Origin of the sequence: Pareuzebyella sediminis, assembly GCF_008367235.1 — a bacterium.
In the GTDB taxonomy this organism is placed as follows: Bacteria; Bacteroidota; Bacteroidia; order Flavobacteriales; family Flavobacteriaceae; genus Pareuzebyella; species Pareuzebyella sediminis.
In genome coordinates, this window is sequence record NZ_VTZS01000003.1 from 104,366 (window position 1) to 123,774 (window position 19,409).

16 protein-coding genes are annotated in these 19,409 nt (G+C 40.8%); 9 read left to right on the forward strand and 7 right to left on the reverse strand.

The window, feature by feature from the left end; genetic code table 11:
• Positions 1 to 2: 2 nt before the first annotated feature.
• From F2B13_RS11230 to F2B13_RS11240, 3 genes are all read right to left on the reverse strand, one after another.
• The gene (locus F2B13_RS11230) at positions 3 to 281 is read right to left on the reverse strand and encodes a helix-turn-helix domain-containing protein (RefSeq protein WP_149304209.1); all 279 of its coding nucleotides are present in this window, start codon (positions 279 to 281) and stop codon (positions 3 to 5) included.
• 283 nt (positions 282 to 564) lie between these two features.
• Positions 565 to 1,404 carry an RteC domain-containing protein gene (locus F2B13_RS11235; RefSeq protein ID WP_149304210.1) on the reverse strand — a complete coding sequence of 280 codons (840 nt, stop codon included), beginning with the start codon at positions 1,402 to 1,404 and terminating at the stop codon, positions 565 to 567.
• A gap of 12 nt (positions 1,405 to 1,416) precedes the next feature.
• Positions 1,417 to 3,822, reverse strand: a complete 2,406-nt coding sequence (locus tag F2B13_RS11240) for an aminotransferase class I/II-fold pyridoxal phosphate-dependent enzyme (RefSeq protein ID WP_149304211.1) — start codon at positions 3,820 to 3,822, stop codon at positions 1,417 to 1,419.
• Between the two features lie 198 nt (positions 3,823 to 4,020).
• On the opposite strand from F2B13_RS11240, the gene F2B13_RS11245 reads away from it, so the two are divergent.
• The 4 genes from F2B13_RS11245 (at position 4,021) to F2B13_RS11260 (ending at position 6,212) form a co-directional block, all read left to right on the forward strand.
• Positions 4,021 to 4,407, forward strand: coding sequence for a DUF7793 family protein (locus tag F2B13_RS11245; protein ID WP_149304212.1), 387 nt, complete (start codon positions 4,021 to 4,023; stop codon positions 4,405 to 4,407).
• Positions 4,408 to 4,425: 18 nt separating this feature from the next.
• A complete protein-coding gene (locus tag F2B13_RS11250; RefSeq protein ID WP_149304213.1) occupies positions 4,426 to 5,352 on the forward strand; it encodes a helix-turn-helix transcriptional regulator in 927 nt (308 codons plus the stop codon).
• Between the two features lie 96 nt (positions 5,353 to 5,448).
• Positions 5,449 to 5,898: a MauE/DoxX family redox-associated membrane protein gene (locus F2B13_RS11255; protein ID WP_149304214.1), complete on the forward strand. Its 450-nt coding sequence runs from the start codon at positions 5,449 to 5,451 to the stop codon at positions 5,896 to 5,898.
• 59 nt (positions 5,899 to 5,957) lie between these two features.
• Complete coding sequence (locus tag F2B13_RS11260; RefSeq protein ID WP_149304215.1) at positions 5,958 to 6,212, forward strand: DUF6520 family protein; 255 nt, start codon at positions 5,958 to 5,960, stop codon at positions 6,210 to 6,212.
• Between the two features lie 117 nt (positions 6,213 to 6,329).
• Here the strand turns inward: F2B13_RS11260 and F2B13_RS11265 are convergent, their stop codons facing one another.
• From F2B13_RS11265 to F2B13_RS11275, 3 genes are read right to left on the reverse strand one after another with little or no spacing between them, the layout of a single operon-like run.
• Positions 6,330 to 8,720, reverse strand: a complete 2,391-nt coding sequence (locus F2B13_RS11265) for a zinc-dependent metalloprotease (protein ID WP_149304216.1) — start codon at positions 8,718 to 8,720, stop codon at positions 6,330 to 6,332.
• On the reverse strand, positions 8,707 to 10,146 hold the full coding sequence (locus tag F2B13_RS11270) for a RagB/SusD family nutrient uptake outer membrane protein (protein ID WP_149304217.1): 1,440 nt from the start codon (positions 10,144 to 10,146) through the stop codon (positions 8,707 to 8,709). The genes F2B13_RS11265 and F2B13_RS11270 overlap by 14 nt, the downstream gene beginning before the upstream one ends.
• A 15-nt stretch (positions 10,147 to 10,161) precedes the next feature.
• Positions 10,162 to 13,194 carry a SusC/RagA family TonB-linked outer membrane protein gene (locus F2B13_RS11275; RefSeq protein ID WP_149304218.1) on the reverse strand — a complete coding sequence of 1,011 codons (3,033 nt, stop codon included), beginning with the start codon at positions 13,192 to 13,194 and terminating at the stop codon, positions 10,162 to 10,164.
• Between the two features lie 782 nt (positions 13,195 to 13,976).
• On the opposite strand from F2B13_RS11275, the gene F2B13_RS11280 reads away from it, so the two are divergent.
• From F2B13_RS11280 to F2B13_RS11300, 5 genes are all read left to right on the forward strand, one after another.
• Positions 13,977 to 14,345 carry a helix-turn-helix transcriptional regulator gene (locus F2B13_RS11280; RefSeq protein WP_149304219.1) on the forward strand — a complete coding sequence of 123 codons (369 nt, stop codon included), beginning with the start codon at positions 13,977 to 13,979 and terminating at the stop codon, positions 14,343 to 14,345.
• Positions 14,346 to 14,618: 273 nt separating this feature from the next.
• A complete protein-coding gene (locus F2B13_RS11285) occupies positions 14,619 to 15,488 on the forward strand; it encodes a hypothetical protein (protein WP_149304220.1) in 870 nt (289 codons plus the stop codon).
• Positions 15,489 to 15,507: 19 nt separating this feature from the next.
• Complete coding sequence (locus F2B13_RS11290; protein WP_149304221.1) at positions 15,508 to 16,362, forward strand: phosphoribosyltransferase-like protein; 855 nt, start codon at positions 15,508 to 15,510, stop codon at positions 16,360 to 16,362.
• Positions 16,359 to 16,673: a hypothetical protein gene (locus F2B13_RS11295; RefSeq protein ID WP_149304222.1), complete on the forward strand. Its 315-nt coding sequence runs from the start codon at positions 16,359 to 16,361 to the stop codon at positions 16,671 to 16,673. The genes F2B13_RS11290 and F2B13_RS11295 overlap by 4 nt, the downstream gene beginning before the upstream one ends.
• Positions 16,674 to 16,844: 171 nt before the next feature.
• A complete protein-coding gene (locus tag F2B13_RS11300) occupies positions 16,845 to 17,864 on the forward strand; it encodes a reverse transcriptase domain-containing protein (RefSeq protein ID WP_149304223.1) in 1,020 nt (339 codons plus the stop codon).
• A 141-nt stretch (positions 17,865 to 18,005) separates the two neighbouring features.
• On the opposite strand, the gene F2B13_RS11305 is transcribed toward F2B13_RS11300, so the two are convergent.
• Entirely contained in the window at positions 18,006 to 19,241 is a 1,236-nt protein-coding gene (locus tag F2B13_RS11305) for a site-specific integrase (RefSeq protein WP_149304224.1), read from the reverse strand.
• Between the last annotated feature and the right edge of the window lie 168 nt (positions 19,242 to 19,409).

Consider the following 19,409-nt stretch of genomic DNA (forward strand, 5'->3'; position numbering starts at 1 on the left):
ACCTAGATCCGGTTATGGATTTTGTTCTGCTCCAATACCTCCATAATTTCATGGTACTCGTAATAGAGGACCCCGCCGACCTTGGTGTAGGGGAGGGTGCCGTTGATCCGAAGGTTCTGCAATGTGCCAGGCGAGATGCCCAGCAGTTCTCGGACCTCGTTGGATCTGAGCCATTTTTTGTTCGATTGCTTGTTTTGGTTGTTCAATAAATCCTTGATGTCCTCCAGCAGTTCGACTTTGAACTCCATGAGGTCTTCGGTGGTAATAATGGTCGCTCCCATGTGTTTTGTGTTTTAAAGGAAGGACCACCTCCTGAATACCATGTCATTTGATGGCCCATCCATAGATTTGACTTTCATCACAAAACTGAAAAAGCATTTTGGAAAAACTTCCCAAGTTGGTACCAACTTGGGAACGATTTTTTTGACATACAATTTGGATGGATTTGGGTACAATTGAACTTTTCAATGGTGCTAAAAAGGCTAGAAACTGTAAAAATACGGCCTCAAAACGGCTGAAAACCAAAATTCCCAAGTTGGTACCAACTTGGGAAAAATCAAGGTGCTATTCTTCCAAGGATTCCATCCGCTGGTTTAACAGCTCGATAAGCCGATCCAGAAACCGCGTCCGACTGCTCTTCCGCGAGCGGATATCAATAAAGGTGTGATAGTAATTGCCCAGGTCCACATTGTAAAAGTACTCGAAATGTGAGGCCAGTTCCTTGATATCAACGGTACCGCCGTTGATGCATTTGCTGGTGTGCAGGGCATATAGGAGCTCGATAAGCTCCGTTTTGCCCCCGGTCCAAAATAATTTTGATGGCTTTTCCATAGGTGTGTTCTTAGTAGGTTCCATATTGTTGTTGAGATCGTCCACTTCCTTTCTCAGGTAAACGATGAGCATGTCATAGGCCATGATGGTGGCCACAGTACCGTCCTGACAGGTGGAAAACTGGTCATCGATCAAAAAGTGAAAGGATTCCAAGGGCATGCGCAGGTCCCGATTGCCCCGGACAAAATACTGTTCGTCCATGGACATGGCCCCACGCCTGTAATAATTATAGAATTCCAAATTATCGTTAAAGAAGGTCTGAAGCTTATCTATCTGTTGCTGGAGGTATTTGATCTGGGCTACATCCTTTCCACGGGGCCGTTTGCTCTCAATGCTGAAAAGCTTGATGTAATAGATGAGCTTGCTAAAGATCTGGGGTTTTACATGCTTAAAAAAATAGATCTCATCGGCCTGTGTTTCAAAATCCTGGCCCACTATCTGCTTTTGCAGTTTACGGATACATTTCTCCACCAGTGCAATGCCCTTCTCCGCCTTGAAGAGAATATCACCGTTCCCGCTTTCCAGGGTTTCCAATTGGCCCTCAAATTCCAATAGCAACTTTTGGTATTTCATGACATTGTACCATTACTGCTGCCCTTCCATGACCCCGATCATTTCCAAGATGAAATTGTCATTGGTCTGGAGATAGGCATATTTCTCATGTACCATCGCTCCCAGCTTTCTTTTTTCAAAAGAGGCGGTCATCCCAAAATCGATTTTGGGGATTTTGATGGCAATTGCCCGTTCAATGGTTCGATATAGCAATTGACGGTAGGTCGCATAATTTTCCAATAGGTCGTAATCCATACCCACGAAGGCAGGAACATAGACATTGTTCTGATTGGTATAACAGAACATCACCCCGAGAATGATATTGGGTTCCCCGTTAGGGGTCAGTACGATAAATTCCCAAAGTTCATTATCGTTCATTTCTTCAAACAGCTTATCGGGAAATGAAAAGGTGTTCAGACCAAGGTTCCGTTTTTGCACTTCTCCAAAAAGACGTTTGAATTCCTGTATTTGGAAAGCATTGGTCTTGGAGATGATTTCGGATTGCGTCAATTCCAAAAAGGGTTGGATGTCCTTCCGGAAATGCCTTCGGTTTCTGGAGGATAATTGTTCAATATACTTCGTCATGGAATCGACCCCCGTTAAGTCCAGGGTACAGGAGTTGGGCATCTGCACCCGCAAGAACCCATGGCCATACAGCGTTTCATGCCAAGAGGTCTTTGCCTCAAAGTCTCGTAAAACGGTCATTTTTGCCCCGAATTGGTGTTCCATTTTTTCAAGGAGTTCCAATAGGGCATCAATGGCTTCTTTATTGGATGGATGTGATTCGTCCCAATAACGGTGGTTGCCTTCGGTGAATAAACACCCCAAGGATAGGACCATGGACGATAAATGATATGGATTTTCTTTCCGCTCTTGTTCAATGACAGCCGATATTGATGCTTGGGCGAGCATATCATCTTTCCACGGAGAAAGGGTCATAAAGGTTACCAAGATGGGAAAGCCGTTGGAGTCCTTTATGATCACATATCGGAACGACCAATTGTGTTCCTTTTGGGAGTTTCCTTGAAAAGCCTTTTCCAAAAATTTCAGTCCTTCCCAATCGTAGACACCTTGTCCTCCCATGTACTTGTTCCACATGGTTTTATCAACTTGATGAATAGTATCGAAAATTTCGATGGTCAGTTCGGATGACTCTTGCGGTTTGCTTTGGGACTTGTGTTCCAATTTAAAGGCATAGAAGACCCTTTCGGCATTTGTTTGGGTGTCTTCCAGGGCTAGTGGAAAATGATATTCCATGGCTTCTGCCAGTCCTTTGATTTCTTTCTTTTGGTTATGTCTTGAAATGGTGATTCGTACCCCGGTGTTTTTTACCGGTACTGCGGGAAAAATACCCAAATTGACATAGTAGCCCTCACGGATCAATCGGTTCACAAAATTGTAACCGGTCTTGGGCATTCCTGTGCCAATGTAAAATACCGGTGATTCGTTTTGGTCTATTAATGGTAGCTCGGTTGTGGACAGGCATGCATTGAAATAATCAATCCGTTCCCGCAAATCTTGCTGTAGGTCATAGATCTCGGGGGAAAGATGAATCTGCGCGGAGGCCATGGCAGCGGCCACAGAAGCGGGTTCCAATTGGGCAGAAAAGGTCAAGGGACCCCCAAAGGTCTTTATTTTATCGTATAGTTGTGGGTTGGAACAGACCAATACAGCACCACTGGCTCCAAAGGTCTTGCTCAATGTGCCGAAGAGTAGCACATTTTCCGGTAATTCCCCTAATTGGTCCAGTACATAACCAGTACCATTTTTACCGACCCAACTCATCCCGTGGACATCGTCAAAATAAAAATGGAGTTGTGGGTATTTTTCAGAAAGCGCCATCAATTCTGTGACAGGGGCATAGTCCCCGTACATGGAATAGATGCCATCGGCCATATACCAGATGTGTCTTTTGGAATGTTGGTACTTCTTGATTTTGTCCTCCAACATCTCCAAATTATTGTGGCGTATCATTTCGATGGGAACACTTCGTGTCTTTAACATCTTGGCCGCATTCTGTACACTCCAATGCACCTGATGGTCCAAAATGATTACATCATTGTCATCCACCGCGCTGGGAATGACGCCCAGATGACCGAGTGTACTGTTCTTGGTGATGACAATGGGTTGACCGTACATCTCCTTGATATAGCCTTCAAGTTCCTTATAAAGTGGATTGGAGATATAGGACTTGGAGAGTGGAAATTGAGTGCCGTATTTCTCTATGGCATTCATGGCGGCCTCCTTTAAGCGGGAATCCTGTTCCAGTCCTAAATAACCCGTGGTCCCAAAATGGTATAGTTCCCTACCGCCGACTTCTATCGTCCTTCCCGAAAAGGACTTTCCCCCGGCATAAAGGTGCAATACCCCAGCTTGTTTTGCATCGGTGAATACTTCATGTACGGTGTTCAAAAAATTGTGGTGTTTGATCTTGGCCATTTTATTTGTTTTTATTTGTGATAAAAAGAAACGGATTTTGTAAGCTGATAAAGCATACATATTCCAGTTAATCCTTTTCAGATAACAAATACTCCTTTTCGGATAACAGAAAGCCCTTTATTACAAATAACTGCCCTCCAGTGAAAACTTCAATTGCAGTAATTTTGTAAATTGATTTTGCTAACCAGTTTTCCAGAGATGAAAAAAACACATGAAAACACCTTTGCCGTATATCTGTTGACCGATGATCTGTTACACATCATATATAAGAAAGTGCCTTGTATCAATGTTAAGGCAGCAGAGCTCATTGTCAAGGATCGGATGGAATTACAAGAAGGCAAAGTGATGCCTGTGCTCTGCGATATACGGGAGGTCAGGAATATCGATAAGGCCGCTAGGGACTATTTGGCACTGGAAGGTTCCCTTTGGATCAAAAAACTGGCCTTCTTGATCTATCCACCGGTTACTGACATGATCAGCGCCATTTATCTGGACACCCATTCCCAAAAGGTGCCTACACAATCTTTTACCAAAAAATCGGAGGCCTTGGCCTATTTGGGCATTAAGGAAACCGATGATAACTAATCAATTTAATGAAAGGATATGCCGAACAGCGATGACTTTAGGGTAAAACGGATACAAAAGATGCTCTTGGAAATGGCCAAGGGCAATTTCTTCTATTCCATTGAACCCATGGACAAGAATGACAATATCGCCTCCCTGGTGGTCATGCTGAACATGGTCAATGAGGAAATAGGGGCGGCCTTTATCCATCAAGGTTTTGCAAATGCGCACAACACCCCACAATGTGTCATCCAACTGTCCATGATCTTAGATGGGAATGGTCAAATCGAATTGCTCACCAACGGCACCTGTTCTCTATTGTCCTATCCCCCTATGGATCTTTTCGGAAAACACATCACTGAATTCATGACGGAAAGGTCCCGGGAAAGATGGACCAAGAAGATGGCCAAACATCTGAAGCGGGAGCGGTCTGAAACGGTATTGTTCCTGGAATTCATTACGAACGATGGTCTTTTGCTGGCCAAGGATTGTCAAATATCGGTGTACCAGGCCCTGGATGGGGGTGGTCAAAAAACCCTGTTGAACTCCGTCTTCTTTTCCAAGGGGGAACCCTTTGAAACGGGGTTGCCCAAAAATAAACTCAAAGTGACCAAGGGCATCAAGGAACACAAGGTCACGTTGACCCCAGAGGACATCCAAATCATCAGGGATGTCCATGATATGATCATCAACAACTTGGACAAGGATCTCCCCACCTTAAAGGATCTTGCACATCAAGAGGGCACCAATGAGTACAAACTGAAATATGGTTTCAAACAGATCTACGGTACGACCATTTTTAGATTTCTGATCAGGGAACGTCTTCGAATGGCTAGGACCCTCATCCAACACAGCACCTTAACGATAAAGCAAATCATCCAAATGACAGGATTCAAGAGCAAAACACATTTTTCAAGGGCATTCAAGGACAAATATGGAATGTCTCCTACGGATTTAAGGTTATAAAACCCTTAAAATCATGTATTTACTCCGTTTCAGATAACAAATACTCCCTTAGAGATACATCAGACTCCCGAACTTTGTCATATCAAATCAAATGATATGTCATTCAAAGGAATTCACTCCAAGCTTGTTACCCTCTTCAGCCTTTTGCTGACCATCCTTTTTGTTTATACAGCGGTAAGCAAATTGGTCCATTTGGATCTCTTTCAATGGCGCTTGGAGCGGATGCCCTATATTTCCCCCTATGCCTCTTTGATTTCATGGGTCGTTCCTTTTCTGGAATTGGTCATTGCTGGCATATTGTGGTTTCCTAAATACCAAACCATGGCATTTTATGCCAGCTTTATTCTATTGGGGCTATTCACCACCTATATCATTATAGTTCTTAAATACAGTGATTCCATCCCATGTTCTTGTGGCGGGGTCATATCGGCCTTGGGATGGAAGCACCATATCCTATTGAATATCACTTTTATGGTCCTTGCCTTATTGGGGATCCTGTGGACAAAGAAACAATACAACATGCAATCACATCAAAATACTACGTAGTCACAGGGGAAGCCGAAAACCTATAAAAGAGTAGGCATTAACTTTTAATACCAAGTATTATGAAATCTAATTTTTTAAAACTTGTTTTACCGGCCTTCGCCATTTTGTTGGCGGTTGGCCTGGCCTTTGCAACGGAGGAAAAGGTTACTTTTCAACAAGGCCATTATTATGACACTTCAGTGCAACAATGGAAATCCATTCCAGCTGAAGCGGGTTGTGATGAGGATGGGGAATACCCTTGCCTTCATGACGGTTACCAATTGTATTCCTTGCCAAGTTTTGGGAGTACCCCTTTGGCCAAGGATGAACCTTAATGGTTCTTATGTCTAAACTAAAAGGTGCCTTGGAAAAGGCACCTTTTTCACTAATTCAAAATACTTTCATGAACCAAGTGTATTGAGCTATGTCCATGAAGTTTCTTCAACGAGGGCTTACATCCTATTGATTTTTTGCAGACATCGTTGCCAATGCGATTTAGTGGTTGTGTCCCATCGCTGTTCCAGTCCTTTTTCAATCCCCTTTTTTAAATCGATCAATCGCCCAAGGATCAGGGCTTTCATATAATCGGAATGTGCAAAAAACCGTTGTTGGGGGTCCAATCCAGATCGTTGCTGTTCTACAATCATAATCAATTGATCTATATAAAGGGTTTGTAGGGCCTGTCTTCTCCGGTCCACTTCGGTATACCCAGATTGCAATTCCAAAAACAGCCCTGATTGCAATTGGTCGAGATAGGTTTGGACCAAATTTTCTGAGTCAAGGCTGTACTCCATATACTCCAGTCGCTTCAAGCGAGGTGCCATAATCAGTTCCGGTAAAATCCTTTGTTGGTATTCCATGACCTTGTCAGGAAAAGTGGAATACCTTGTTTTTTCTTCAAATTCGGGATGGGTCAACCATTTGGGTGGATCAAAGGCATTGACCAATAGAAAATCAATTGCCTCCGATTGCTTTTTCCAAGGAATAGGGGTGTACATCTTCCCTTCATGCCCCAAAGGTTTGTAGTGAATGTCATATCCTCCGATCAGGGTCGAAACATGGACCATATGGTTGTACCACAATTCCATGGTCTTTTCATACAATCGACCCAAAAGCGCATTATCGTTTTGGTCTTGGGTCACCTTGGGCAAAAGGGAGATTACCCTTTCGACATTTTTTAAGGCCAATTCGGTACTACGGACAGGATTGTTGGTTTCGACCACTTCGTTCGAAGCTGCGGGACCAAGGGTTTCGAATATGGCGTTGTGGAAACGATACCAGGGTACAGAATCCTGCCACCGGATCATTTTTTCCAAGGCCAAGCTTTCCTGCTCCGTTGACGTATCCTCTTCAAATTCAGTATAGGCCCACATGATATTGTACCTATCGGCAGGACCCACTTTTTGAACCAAAAGTGAAGGAGAAATACTGTCCTCTGGTTGGGGAATATTCGATGGTCTCGCATAATTCATGATGCTTGGGGTATAACCCATGTTCCTGAGCCATATACTATCGTTCATTTTATCCCACGGATAGGTATATTCTCCATAGTTGGCATCCTTAAGCCCAAAAATATGACCTGCTTCATGAGCAACTGTTACTTGGAACATGGAACCAACAATTTCATCGGGTAACGGAAATTGTTGGGCCCTTTTGTCCAATGGTGCTAGACGGACAAAGTACCTTTCCATGGCGGTCCGTTCCGAGGCTCCTATAAAGATGTCACCACGCAAAATTTCCCCGGTCCTCAAGTCAATGATCCTTGCCACAGTGGCCCCATAATCCTCATATTCGGAACCCCTCATGTATTTTCCCATTGACCAATACACAATGTTGGAGTGGAGGCTGTGGGTCGTCCATTCATCCAGACTGTCAACTTCTTTGACCACAAGGGCATTCTTGAAACCTGCCGCCTCAAAGGCTGGTAACCATTCCTCAATTCCTGCTTTGACATAGGGCCTCCACTTCTTGGGGACATCAGGAGAAATGATAAAGGTGATGGGTTTTACCGGAGCACTGATCTCTAGGTCCTTATGCTTCTTTTCCAAACGCCATCTGGCTATGTTGGCGAGGCTATTTCTCATATGGAAATGAATACCAGTGGTCTCCTCATCATAGAATCCCATCCGATAATCAAACCTTCTTGCCTTCATTGGCTCCGGCAACAGAGCGAATCCATAAAAGGTAGGTATGGATATTTTAGATCCTCCCTTGACCAATCCTCTTCGGACCTTGATGATCACTTCATCGGTTAGGTTTTTGGCACCCAACAACAAGGAGATTTCGGGAACCAGTTTTTCCGAAAAGCCTGGTTCCCATTCAATCATTTGTTGCAGTAAAAGATCAGTTATGTTCACTGTATAGTTTCCCGGTTTTTCCTTCCCCTTTTCACGGGGAAAGATACCGAGGATATTATCGGAAAGGGAAATGTTTGGTTGAATGGGAATGGAAATCCCTGCAGTAGAATGGATTACGGGTGCCTTCAAGAGTAATTTGTCCCCATGCAGTGACCAGACCACTTGTAAAAACAAGCGATCATTTCCGTTATCATAACGAACAAATAGAACCGGTCTATCCAAAACCTTCTCAGGTACGTTTAGATAAACCTGATCTTGCTCCATGGTAACCGTCAAAAAGTGGTTCTCTTTTTCAAGAAATCCGCCGTACTGACCATTTGCCAGAATTACCGAAGTATTCCTTGCAAAAGTCGTAATCGGAAGAATCGCTATACAAGCCAAAACGAGTAACCGTCCCATGGTCAATATCAATTTGGAAAAGGTTCCATTAGAGTTAGGTTCTGGACCTAAATGCACTGCATAAACATTTTGTTCAATATCCATCATTTTGTGGCTTTAGATTGGGATTGGCCTCCAACTCTGACTCTGGTATGGGCATGAGGACATCCGTTGCCTGCCAATTGGATTTCATTAGGCTCATTGTCTGGTTAGCCAAACCTGTACGTTTGAGATCGAACCAGCGTAGCCCCTGTTCGGTAAATAGTTCTATTCTTCGTTCTTGGAGAATGGCATCCAGTAGCTCGTCCTTGGTATTGGCCGTAGATTTTGGAAGTCCAGCACGGTTTCGGATAACATTAAGGTCCGACTGCGAACCAGCGATATTGCCTAAATGGGCCCTGGCTTCAGCTCGGATCAAATACTGTTCCGCCAAACGGAACAGAATGGAATACTCCAAGGATTCGGATTCGTTGATATCGGCTTTGTACTTTTGTGCAAAGAATAACTTAATGGTGTTGTCCAAATCCGACATACTACCCACCCAATAAACCCTTCTCAGGTCATTGGTTTCAAAAGCCATCAAGAAATCGTCTGTCAAAGCATAAGACTGTCCCGGAATGGACTTGATGATCAACTGTTCCCCTTCCAAGGTGTTCAAAGGAAATTCGGTATCTGCCTTAAGCTGCCAAATCGTTTCCGGAGAGGCTTTAACGAAAACCTTGTCCAAATCGTCTTCCAAGCCATAGGAGGTAATAAGGTCAGAGGCCAAGGATTCCGCCATCTCCCAGTCCTCAATATATTGGTACATCCTCGCCAATAATGCCTTGGCCACGTCTCTATCTGCGTAAACCCTTTCAGTTGAAGTAAAATCATTGCCATCCAACGCTGTTGCTGACTCCGTTAAATCTGTAATGACATTTTGATAAACTTCTGATGCAGGAGTTCGGGATACCTTGCCATTCTCCAAATAATTGGTAGAAGTGATGTAAGGTATGTTCCCAAAGGCAAATACCAATTGACTGTGCAGATAAGCACGGATGAACAATGCCTGCCCAATGAACCTGTTTTTTTCACTTATAGTCAATGCCTCTGATTCACCCACACCCCGGATTATATCGTTGGCTCCATAAATCAGATGGTAGGCCTGGCGCCACCAATTCGTTGTAATGCCGTTTGCAGCCGGTACATCATTCTGATACAATTGGATTAAATCGGCACTAAAGCCATAATAATCCAATTCGTCCCCATAAATGCCCAACACGGGTGTCACTCCCGTTGTCCCGGACACGATTCCCTCTTCACGCATACCAAAATAGAGATTGGAAAGTGCGGATTCCACCGTGGACGCGTTGTCAAACACGGTTTCTGATACCAAGTTGTTCTTAGGGGGGTCTACATCCACAAAATCAGTACATCCCACTACGGTTAGAGCCAGTATAAAAAATTGGGCCACTCGTTTCCTCCATTGATGGGCACCATCTAGAACTGTGCATGGGAGGTGTATTTTATAGGTTATATGTTTAAATCGTTTCATGTTATGGGTTTAAGGTTAAAAACTGAGTTGGAATCCAAGGGTTATCTGACGCAATGACGGCAATCGGGTACTGGTTGGCTGCTCTGGGTCAGGTCCCTTATAGCCTGTAATGGTCCAGAGATTCTGCCCTTGTAGGTATACATCGATATCAAGGCCTTCCTGCAATTTAGGGATGCTATAATTCAGTGAAATGTTTCGTAACCGAACAAAGGAGGCATCCGAAACCGAGGCATTGCTTTGCTGTTGGAAATTGTCCAGCCCGCCTGTGGGTACCAAGCCACTATAGGCTCGTGAGAAGCTTGTTATGTCCCCAGGTTGTCGCCAACGATCATATAGGTCCATGGGTATATTCCCCTTACGACCCGGTATAACACCGAATTGAAGTGTATTGAAGGTCCTTTGTTTTTTGAACTGGAAAAAGAAATCCAACGTCAGGTTTCCAAAATTTAAGGTATTGCCCAATCCCCCATAAAACTTAGGGGCCAGGTCCTCGACCCATTCCTTGTCTTCCTGGCTATTGATATTCCCATCATCGTTATAATCCTCAAACATATAAACCCCTGTTTCAGGATCAACTCCAAGGGAATGGTATAATTTTACAATGGATAGGGGCTTACCTATTATATATCTATTGGCAAACGTGGAGTTCTCCAATCCATCAAAATCCACTAATCTATTTTTGGGAACCGTCAGATTAATAATCGTGGACCACTTGAATTTTTTGGATTCTATATTTACGGTTCTTAGGTCCAATTCAAATCCTGTATTCTCTACTATGGCATCGAAATTTCCGGTCAGTTCTGAAAACCCCGTAGTGGCTGCCAAAGGAATTCCCACCAATTGATTGGATGAGCGGTTGCGGTACCAAGAGGCATTGAGCAATAATTTGTCCTTGAAGAAGCCTAGCTCCAAGGCCGCCTCCAATTTCCTGTTCTCTTCCCATCCGAACAAGGGATTGAAAAGCCCTGTGGGTTCTATGATGGTTACTCCATTATAATCGTTCCCTGTAACGGAATAGGTGTCCAAGAACCGATAATCACCAATATTGTCACTCCCTGTTGTTCCGTAGCTTGTCCTCAATTTACCATAGCTCAATACAGAACCGTCGCCCATAAAGTGTTCCTCTGAAAAAAGCCACGCTATCCCGACGGCACAAAAGTTTCCAAACTGTTTGCCCGGTCCAAACCTGGATGACCCATCCCGACGTCCCGTCAGGTTAATGAAATACTTATCCAAGAATTTAAGGTTTACCCGTCCAAACACAGCGTTGTAGTTGTATTCACTGTCCGCATTGGAAAGGATATCCAAATTTTCGGCGGCCCCAATGTTAAAGATCAGTTCATTGTTAGGAAAGCCGCGCCCCCGCAAAGCGAGCTGTTCCGTGGTCTCCTGTTGAAAGGTCGCGCCCAAAAGAATATCCAAGGAAAATGGGCTCCATTGTTTGTTCCAGTTGAGTTGTGGTTCCACAATCCATGATTCCCGCTTGGAAGTATTGGTCATAAGGTAGGAGTAGTTTTGGGGGGTAAGACCATATTGTGGATTTCTTGCCGAGGAAGGCATGGCCCGTTGGGCATCCAGCCGATAGCTGGTAAAGCCCATACTGGATTTAAATTCCAAGTTGTTAAAGACTTTATAGGATACCACTGCATTGGATATAAGGGTATTGGATAGTACCATATATTTCTCCTCCAGTGCAGCCATGGGGTTTTCCCATGTATTACCTTCCCAGTTGATATTTCCTTCCGCATCATATAGAGCAGGAGCATTGGGTTCCAATGAATATGCCTTAGGACTAAAGTCCGTGCTGGGTAAAAAATTGTCTTCTTTGGTATAGGAAGTTGTTAGATTGACACTAAACTTTCCATCTTTGGAATGATGGTTCAAGCTACTGTTCAAACTCGCTCCTTTGTATCTAAAATCCCCAGGGAATACTGTTGTCTCTTTTTGATAGGCCCCGCTGATCAAAAATTGGGTTCGTTCACTCCCACCCGATACGGAAAATTGGGCATTGTTCCTGTAGGCTGTACCACCTATCAGTTCTTTTTGCCAATCGGTATACCTGTCTTGGTCCCATAGGGTCACATCAGGCCAAAAGAAGTCCAACCCTGGATTGCCCAATAAATTGTCCACTCCATCATTTATGATTCCTTCCCTTCGAAGCTCTAAATATTCCTTTGTTTTCATCAGGTCCAGAAAATGGGACACTTGACCTAGGGATGTACTCAATTGGGCATCGAATCTGGTCTTTCCCGCCTTGCCTTTTTTAGTGGTGATAAGGACTACACCATTGGCTCCGCGGGAACCATAAATGGCAGTGGCATCGGCATCCTTCAGGACCTCGATGCTCTCAATATCATTGGGATTTATGGCATTCAAGGGACTGATGTTGCCCCCGACAATCTGGTTTGACAAACGTGCGACTCCCATAGATTGGGAACTAAAGGACACCCCGTCTACTATGAATAGTGGATTTGCAGCCCCATTGAGGAAGTTCCTGCCTCGGATCTCAATGGAGAATCCTCCTCCAGGCACTCCAGTATCTTGGACAATATTCACTCCCGACAAATGTCCCTGCATGGCCGCCAAGGGATTGGCCACGGGTTGTTTTTCTATGATGCCCGCTTTGATGGTGGCAATGTTCCCAGTGCGTTCCTTTTCGGAAACACTATAATAGCCTGCATTGAGCACCACTTCTCCCAATTGGGTGACATCTTCTTCCAGTTGTACATTGATAACGCTTCTTCCATCCATACGGACATTTAGAGATTCGAAGCCCACTATGGAAAAAACCAGTATGTCATTTGGATTTGCTTGAATGTTATAGGTGCCGTCCATGTCGGAAATGGTGCCTCTATTCGTGGACTCTACTACAATATTGACTCCAGCAAGGGGTTCTCCTGTGCTATCGGTCACGGTGCCGGAAATGGTGGACTGTGGTGGCTCCAAGATATTGCCCGCTTGCATTTGTTGGGCCAGTAGGGGAGATATAAGGATATATAAGAGCAAGAAAAGCTTATCCCTGCCTAAACGTATTGGTGATTTCTTCATTATGTTGAGTTCGTTTGATTAAAAGAGTTTATTGGAATTTTATTTCCCATAGGGCAATTGTTGGACTGCCCAAAGGGTTTTAGCCACACTGCCCGAAAAGTCAAGACAAAGTCGTAACTTCCCTAGGGGCGTTTAGGTTCGGATATAGGCCACCCTGTCCAAGCAGTAAAGACCGTTGGAAATAGGATTCCTAGATGGAAAATGACTAAGATTTCGTGATTGGGCCGGTTGCCTTGAAAGTGTTTGCGTCAGTTATGGGAAAAGTGATATCGTGAACCGGAAAAATGTTGCGTATATCCCATAGCTCTAGTCTTAGGGTTAAATTGGATTCTTGGGCTTTTTTTTAAAGAGAATATCAAATAGGGTCAGGCCCGCTCTAAAACTAGAACCGACCGAAGATGAATACTCTACTAAAAAAATAAGCCTTTTGTTTCCCATAACCCTTTGGTTGGGCGATGCCTCAAAATGATAAAGAAACCAAACGCTATGAAGAAAGTTGTAATAAACCAAAACCAAAAAGGCGCGGAACTTAACTTATCGACTAGAGGGTACTGGTATACCTGTGTACGATAAGCAAGCCCACGCCCGGGTCGTGAGCAATCTGCTTATGGTCTCGTACACATAAAATTACCAGTTTTCTAGTCGAGACTCCAAGCGAAAGCTTCAAATATGTTCTAAACGAAGAATCGCAAATTATGTATTTCTTGGGCAAGATACCAAATTACTTTATTCGATACAAATATGTATCGAATAAATATTCCTCATTTCTAAATTTTTGCTGAATGAGGAAATACAGCGATGTTGAAATAGAATTAATTAATATTCAAATTGGCTGTCTTATAAGATTGGCCAGATTGAGAAAAGGGCTTTCTCAGCTTGATTTGGGACACCAAATAGATTCGAATTCAACCCTTGTGGGTAGAATTGAAAGAGCGGAGGGCAAAACAAGTTGGGAAAAAATTTTCATGTTAAGTAAACAATTAGATGTTAACTTTTACGATCTTTTTGAATTAAAGAAAAAGGATGTTTTGCTATCAATTGTTGATGAAGCGTTTCAATTGGAGAATAAACTTACTCAAGAGAAGAGGGAATTCTATGATTCTCTTAAAATAAAAATTGAGAAAACTTATAGTGACTTTAATAGGGAATAAAATTCAAATTAACCACTCGCATATATTTCCCCAAGTATATTTTATACTAGAATTTTCTTATATTTAATTCTCACACTCCCCCCATAGATTTATTGAATTTTAAGAAAACTATGCTTTGCATTTAATTGCAAAAGTTATGCATAGTCAACGAAATTGGTGGTAAATGCTGAATATAGTTGGGTATATAAACAAGTTGTGCAACATTTGAGAGAATTAACGCAAATCGAAATAAACGAATTCAATTTATTGCTGAATACTTGCAATCAAATTTCGATGCGTGGAATTGACGAAAATTGGGAAAAGTGGATTTTAGAAAATATGTCAAAATTTTTACCTCTATTTACACATCTTATTGCCTTTTTACATTTTGACAAACTGGAACGTATTACAATTAATAAACGGATTTTAGGAACTAACAAACGAATTAGAAACATTGATTTTCTAAAATACCCACCAGCTGATAAAGTAAAAAAATATGGAAGATGTAATTTAAAAGGAGAAAGCATATTTTACGGAGCACCTTTGATAACTACTGCATTATCAGAAATGCGCCCAAAAGTTGGAGATTTAATTACAAAATCAATATGGAGATTAAAAGAAGAGCATACTTTTAAAGTTTGTCCGATTTTCCATATCCAGCCAACAAATGGAACTTTTAATCCGAGAACCTTTGAAATGCAACAAAGTTTCTATAAAGAAATCAATAAAAATTTTAAGGGCAACAATCGAGAAGCGGTAATCAACTTAACAAAATTTATTGCTTTTCAATTTAGTAAACCAGTTAATCCAGAAAATGATAGAGATTATATTTTCAGTGCATTTTTTGCTAACAAACTATTAAATGAATTAGATGATGGGACAATTGAGGGAATTTATTATCCAAGTGTAAAAGAAAAACTATCATTTGAAAATGTAGCATTGAAAGCAGAAATATTTGACAAGTATTATAAATTGGATGAAGTCAAAGACTCAATAGTATTTAAAGACCCTTCAGATGGTGGTGGCGGACTTTTACAATACGGATTGACAGACTGTAAGGAATTTGACTTTGAAAAAAATGAAATTCTTTGGAGCGACAATATTATGCAACCGCAAGAGAGAATAGATTTTTATTTAAATGAATTTAAATTAGACTTAAACTAATGAAATTAGTTGTACAAAAATGACAATAGTAGAATCAATTACATATTTAAACAAAGTATTCAAAGCTAAAAAATGGACTGATAGGGACATTGACGAGTATGTATTTGATAATTTCTGCACTCTTCTAGATAACTTAAATGAAAGGGAACGGGAACTAATAATTGAATTGGTTGAACGATATCAATGGATTACATCATTGGAATACCAAGAAAAAATTCTTTCGACTTTAGAAAGTGTAGAAGATGAAAAAATAGAGAAATTAAAAACAGTTTACCTTTTTCCGATAATTAAATTCGAAGATGAGGGAAAGGTTAAAAGTGGTACATTCTTAATGTATCAAATAAAAGCATTTAAAAAATTTTTAAAAAAATACTCGAAAGTCGAATTTAAATATGTCACAAAATTTGAATACTTGACCGATGCTCAATTCGAACTTAAAGATAATGAAACACTTTACCTAATCGATGATTATATTGGCTCTGGTGAAACTTTAAATGATTGTTTAGAGGAATTAAGGAAAAATAAGAACATTACAAATGATAAATTAAATATTATTGCTATAGCCATCCAACAACATACATCAGATTTGATTAGTAAGGAGGGAATCTCCATTTATGCCGGTTATTTTTCACCCAAAGGATTAAGTGATTTTAATGATTCGCCTATTCGTGAAGAAAAAATTGCCTTAATGCTAGAAATTGAAAAGCTAATTCCTGGTGGTAGCCACTTTAGTTTGGGCTATAATGGATGCGAAGCTTTAATAACCTTAGCTAGAACACCAGATAATACTTTCCCTATTTTTTGGATGAAACATAGGATTGGAAAAAAATATTTTGACGCCCCTTTTTCAAGAGAAGAAACATTTGAAATATGACAAAAAGGAAAGAAATTTTAGTACTCAATATGGTTGAGAATTTGGGCAATGTTAAAAGACTGTTGAGGGAAGGTTTATCTTATAGGGAAATTTCAGATATTACAAATAAACTAGTTCAAGATGAATTGCTTTCCTATTATGAAAAGAGGATTATTCTAACCGAAAAAGGCAAAGTAGTTCTGGATCAAAACAAACTCCTAATAAAGGAAACTAACAAAGAGAATTGGATACAACCAGAAAACAAAAGTAGAGTTAAAAAACACGAAAGGAATTTTATATATTTACCAAACCAAACAGAGCTTGATTTTTAAAGAATTGGTTGGTGAAGTCACCATTCCAAATAGTGAACATTCTTTCAAGCTAGCGAATTTTGAAAAGGCAAAATCGGAGATATTTCCCTTTTCAAAATTCTTATTCCGAACAGGGGCTCTGAGTAGTCCCCTGTTCTTAAGGACTTAAGGGCAGATCTTCCAAAATGAAATATGAACAACCAACAATTATATGTCAGAAAGTTTACTGAAAAAGCATCTGAAAATGGCTTTTCTTCTGATTATATAAAAAAGTGTTTGTCATATGCCAACCCACTATTGGAAAAAAATCTTCCAGTTGTATATAATATCAATCACTTAAGTGGTTTAGTAGGCTACAGTGTTTCCTATCTAAAACGCGCAGTAAAATTTCAAAAATATTTCTATCGCGAGTTTCAAATTGAAAAACGTAATGAACAAAAAAGAACATTATATGAGCCTTTACCCAGTCTTAAGGAAATCCAATTATGGATTTTAGATGAAATTCTATATAAGCTTAAAGTCAGTAGATATGCAAAAGCATATGTGCCAAAAAGGAGTATTAAAGAGCATACGATGTATCATACTGACGAACCATTTGTACTTACCTTAGATATTAAGGAATTCTTTAAATCTATAAAATTTGAATCTGTAGAATCTCTTTTTAGGAATATTGGGTACTCGGAAAAAATGTCAAATTTGTTCACAAAACTTTGTTTTCGAGAAAATGAACTGCCACAAGGAGCCCCAACGAGTCCGTGTATTTCAAACTTAATATTAAAAGATTTTGATAATGCAATTTCTGGTTATTGTATTAAAAACGAAGTGAAATTTACGAGATATGCTGATGATTTGGCATTCTCTGGTAATTTGAATGCTGAAGAAATTGAAAAATTAGTTAAAGACGAATTGTCTAAAATTGGGCTAGTACTAAATGATGAAAAAAGAAGGTTGATGAAGCCAAATCAACCACAATTGATTTCTGGTATCATAGTTAATAAAAAACCTCAGTTACCAAAGAAGGTCCGTAATTCATTGAGAAATGAAATTTACTATATCAAAAAATTTGGACTTACTGATCATCTTGAACGAACCAACCAAAAAAAGCCTAATTACTTGAAACATCTTATGGGTAGAATTAACTATGTTTTACAAATTAATCCAAGAGATGAAGAGTTCATTGAATATAAAAAGTATTTACACGAATTGAGATAAAGTCGGAAGGCAATTAAATGTTGGGTTAAAAGTATGTTCTTTTGGGCTAGTTTTTGCCACTTGAATTTAGTTATCGCGAGCAGGTTTACAAACATAAATTCATATCTACCTTCCACCAAATAGGACAGTTCAAGAATAGTTTCAAATAGATTTGGCAAATTCTAATAAAGCAGGGTCATTCTTCAGTTTTTCCATATCGTCAGAAATTTTACAGTCCAAAACCTTAGCGTAGATTTGGGTTGTTTTCAAAGAGGTGTGACCAAGCATTTTGCTTACTGACTCGATTGGCACTCCATTGGAAAGTGTCACTGTGGTTGCAAAGGTATGTCTGGCCAAATGAGTGGTCAATGTTTTTTTGATCTTGCATGCCGTGGCAATTTCCTTCAGATAAGAATTGGTGCGTTGATTGGTGTAAACGGGGAGCAATGTCTTTTTTTCGATTACCCTGGGATGTTCTTTGTACTTTTCTATGATGGCCTCTGGGATGCTCAATAGTGGAATGCTGCTCAATACCTTGGTTTTCTTCCTTTTGGTCTTGATCCACTTATTTCCCTTGATGTCCTTGACCAGATCGTCCTTGGTCAGCTTTTCTATATCGGCAAAGGCCAATCCGGTGTAACAGCAGAACAAGAACATATCCCGAACCGTATCTAGTCTTTCGAATTCAAATTCTTGTTTTAGCATGGCCTCCAGTTCCTCATGCGTCAAAAACTCCCGTTCTTTTTGTTTCCAACTGGCGGACCAGTGGAAGAACGGGTCCCTGTCAATCCATTGATTGGCATAGGCGATACGTACAATTTTCTTGAAATTGACAATATATTTGGTCGCTGTATTGTGGGAGCAATTTTTTTTGCTCTTCAAAAAGTAATCAAAACCCGTTATAAACTCATAATCGAGCTTTTTAAGAGGAAAATCCCTTTTTTGGTACTTGTATACTATGTAATCGAAGATATGCGATTTGGCGGCTTTATATCGTTGAAGTGTTCCAGCGGAATATTCCTTGCCCACCAAACTTTCCATTTCATCATTGTGATCTTGGAATATTTCCAAGATCATATACTGTTTCTGCCCCTTGCCCAAAAAGATGTTCTTAACGGTTTCTGCATCCACATATTCTTCGTTGCGAACCAGCTCATCATAGATGGTTACACATTTGTTTTTCAATGTGTCGAAAAATCGGTTCAGTACCAGTGTTTCTGGGGTTTTTCCTCGTAATCGACCAGTGTTGACATCCCACTTCAAGGGGTCGACCTGTTTGCCTGTGCTGAACTCTGAACGCTTGCTGTCCAATGTAATTCGGGCATAGATGGGCACTAATTTATTGTTGCTTGATTTTCTTTTTTTTGGATAAAAAATGACATTGATTGTACTGAACATGGCAAAAGGTTTTGATTTAACACTTTGAAGGTACAAAAAGAGGTCTTAAATAAATGTTAACAAATCCTTGCAATAAATTATAAAACAGACAATTACAGTGATGTCGGTGAGCATTTTTTTGGAGATGGAATGCGCACCGAATTGCTCACCTTTTATATGGCGTTTTTT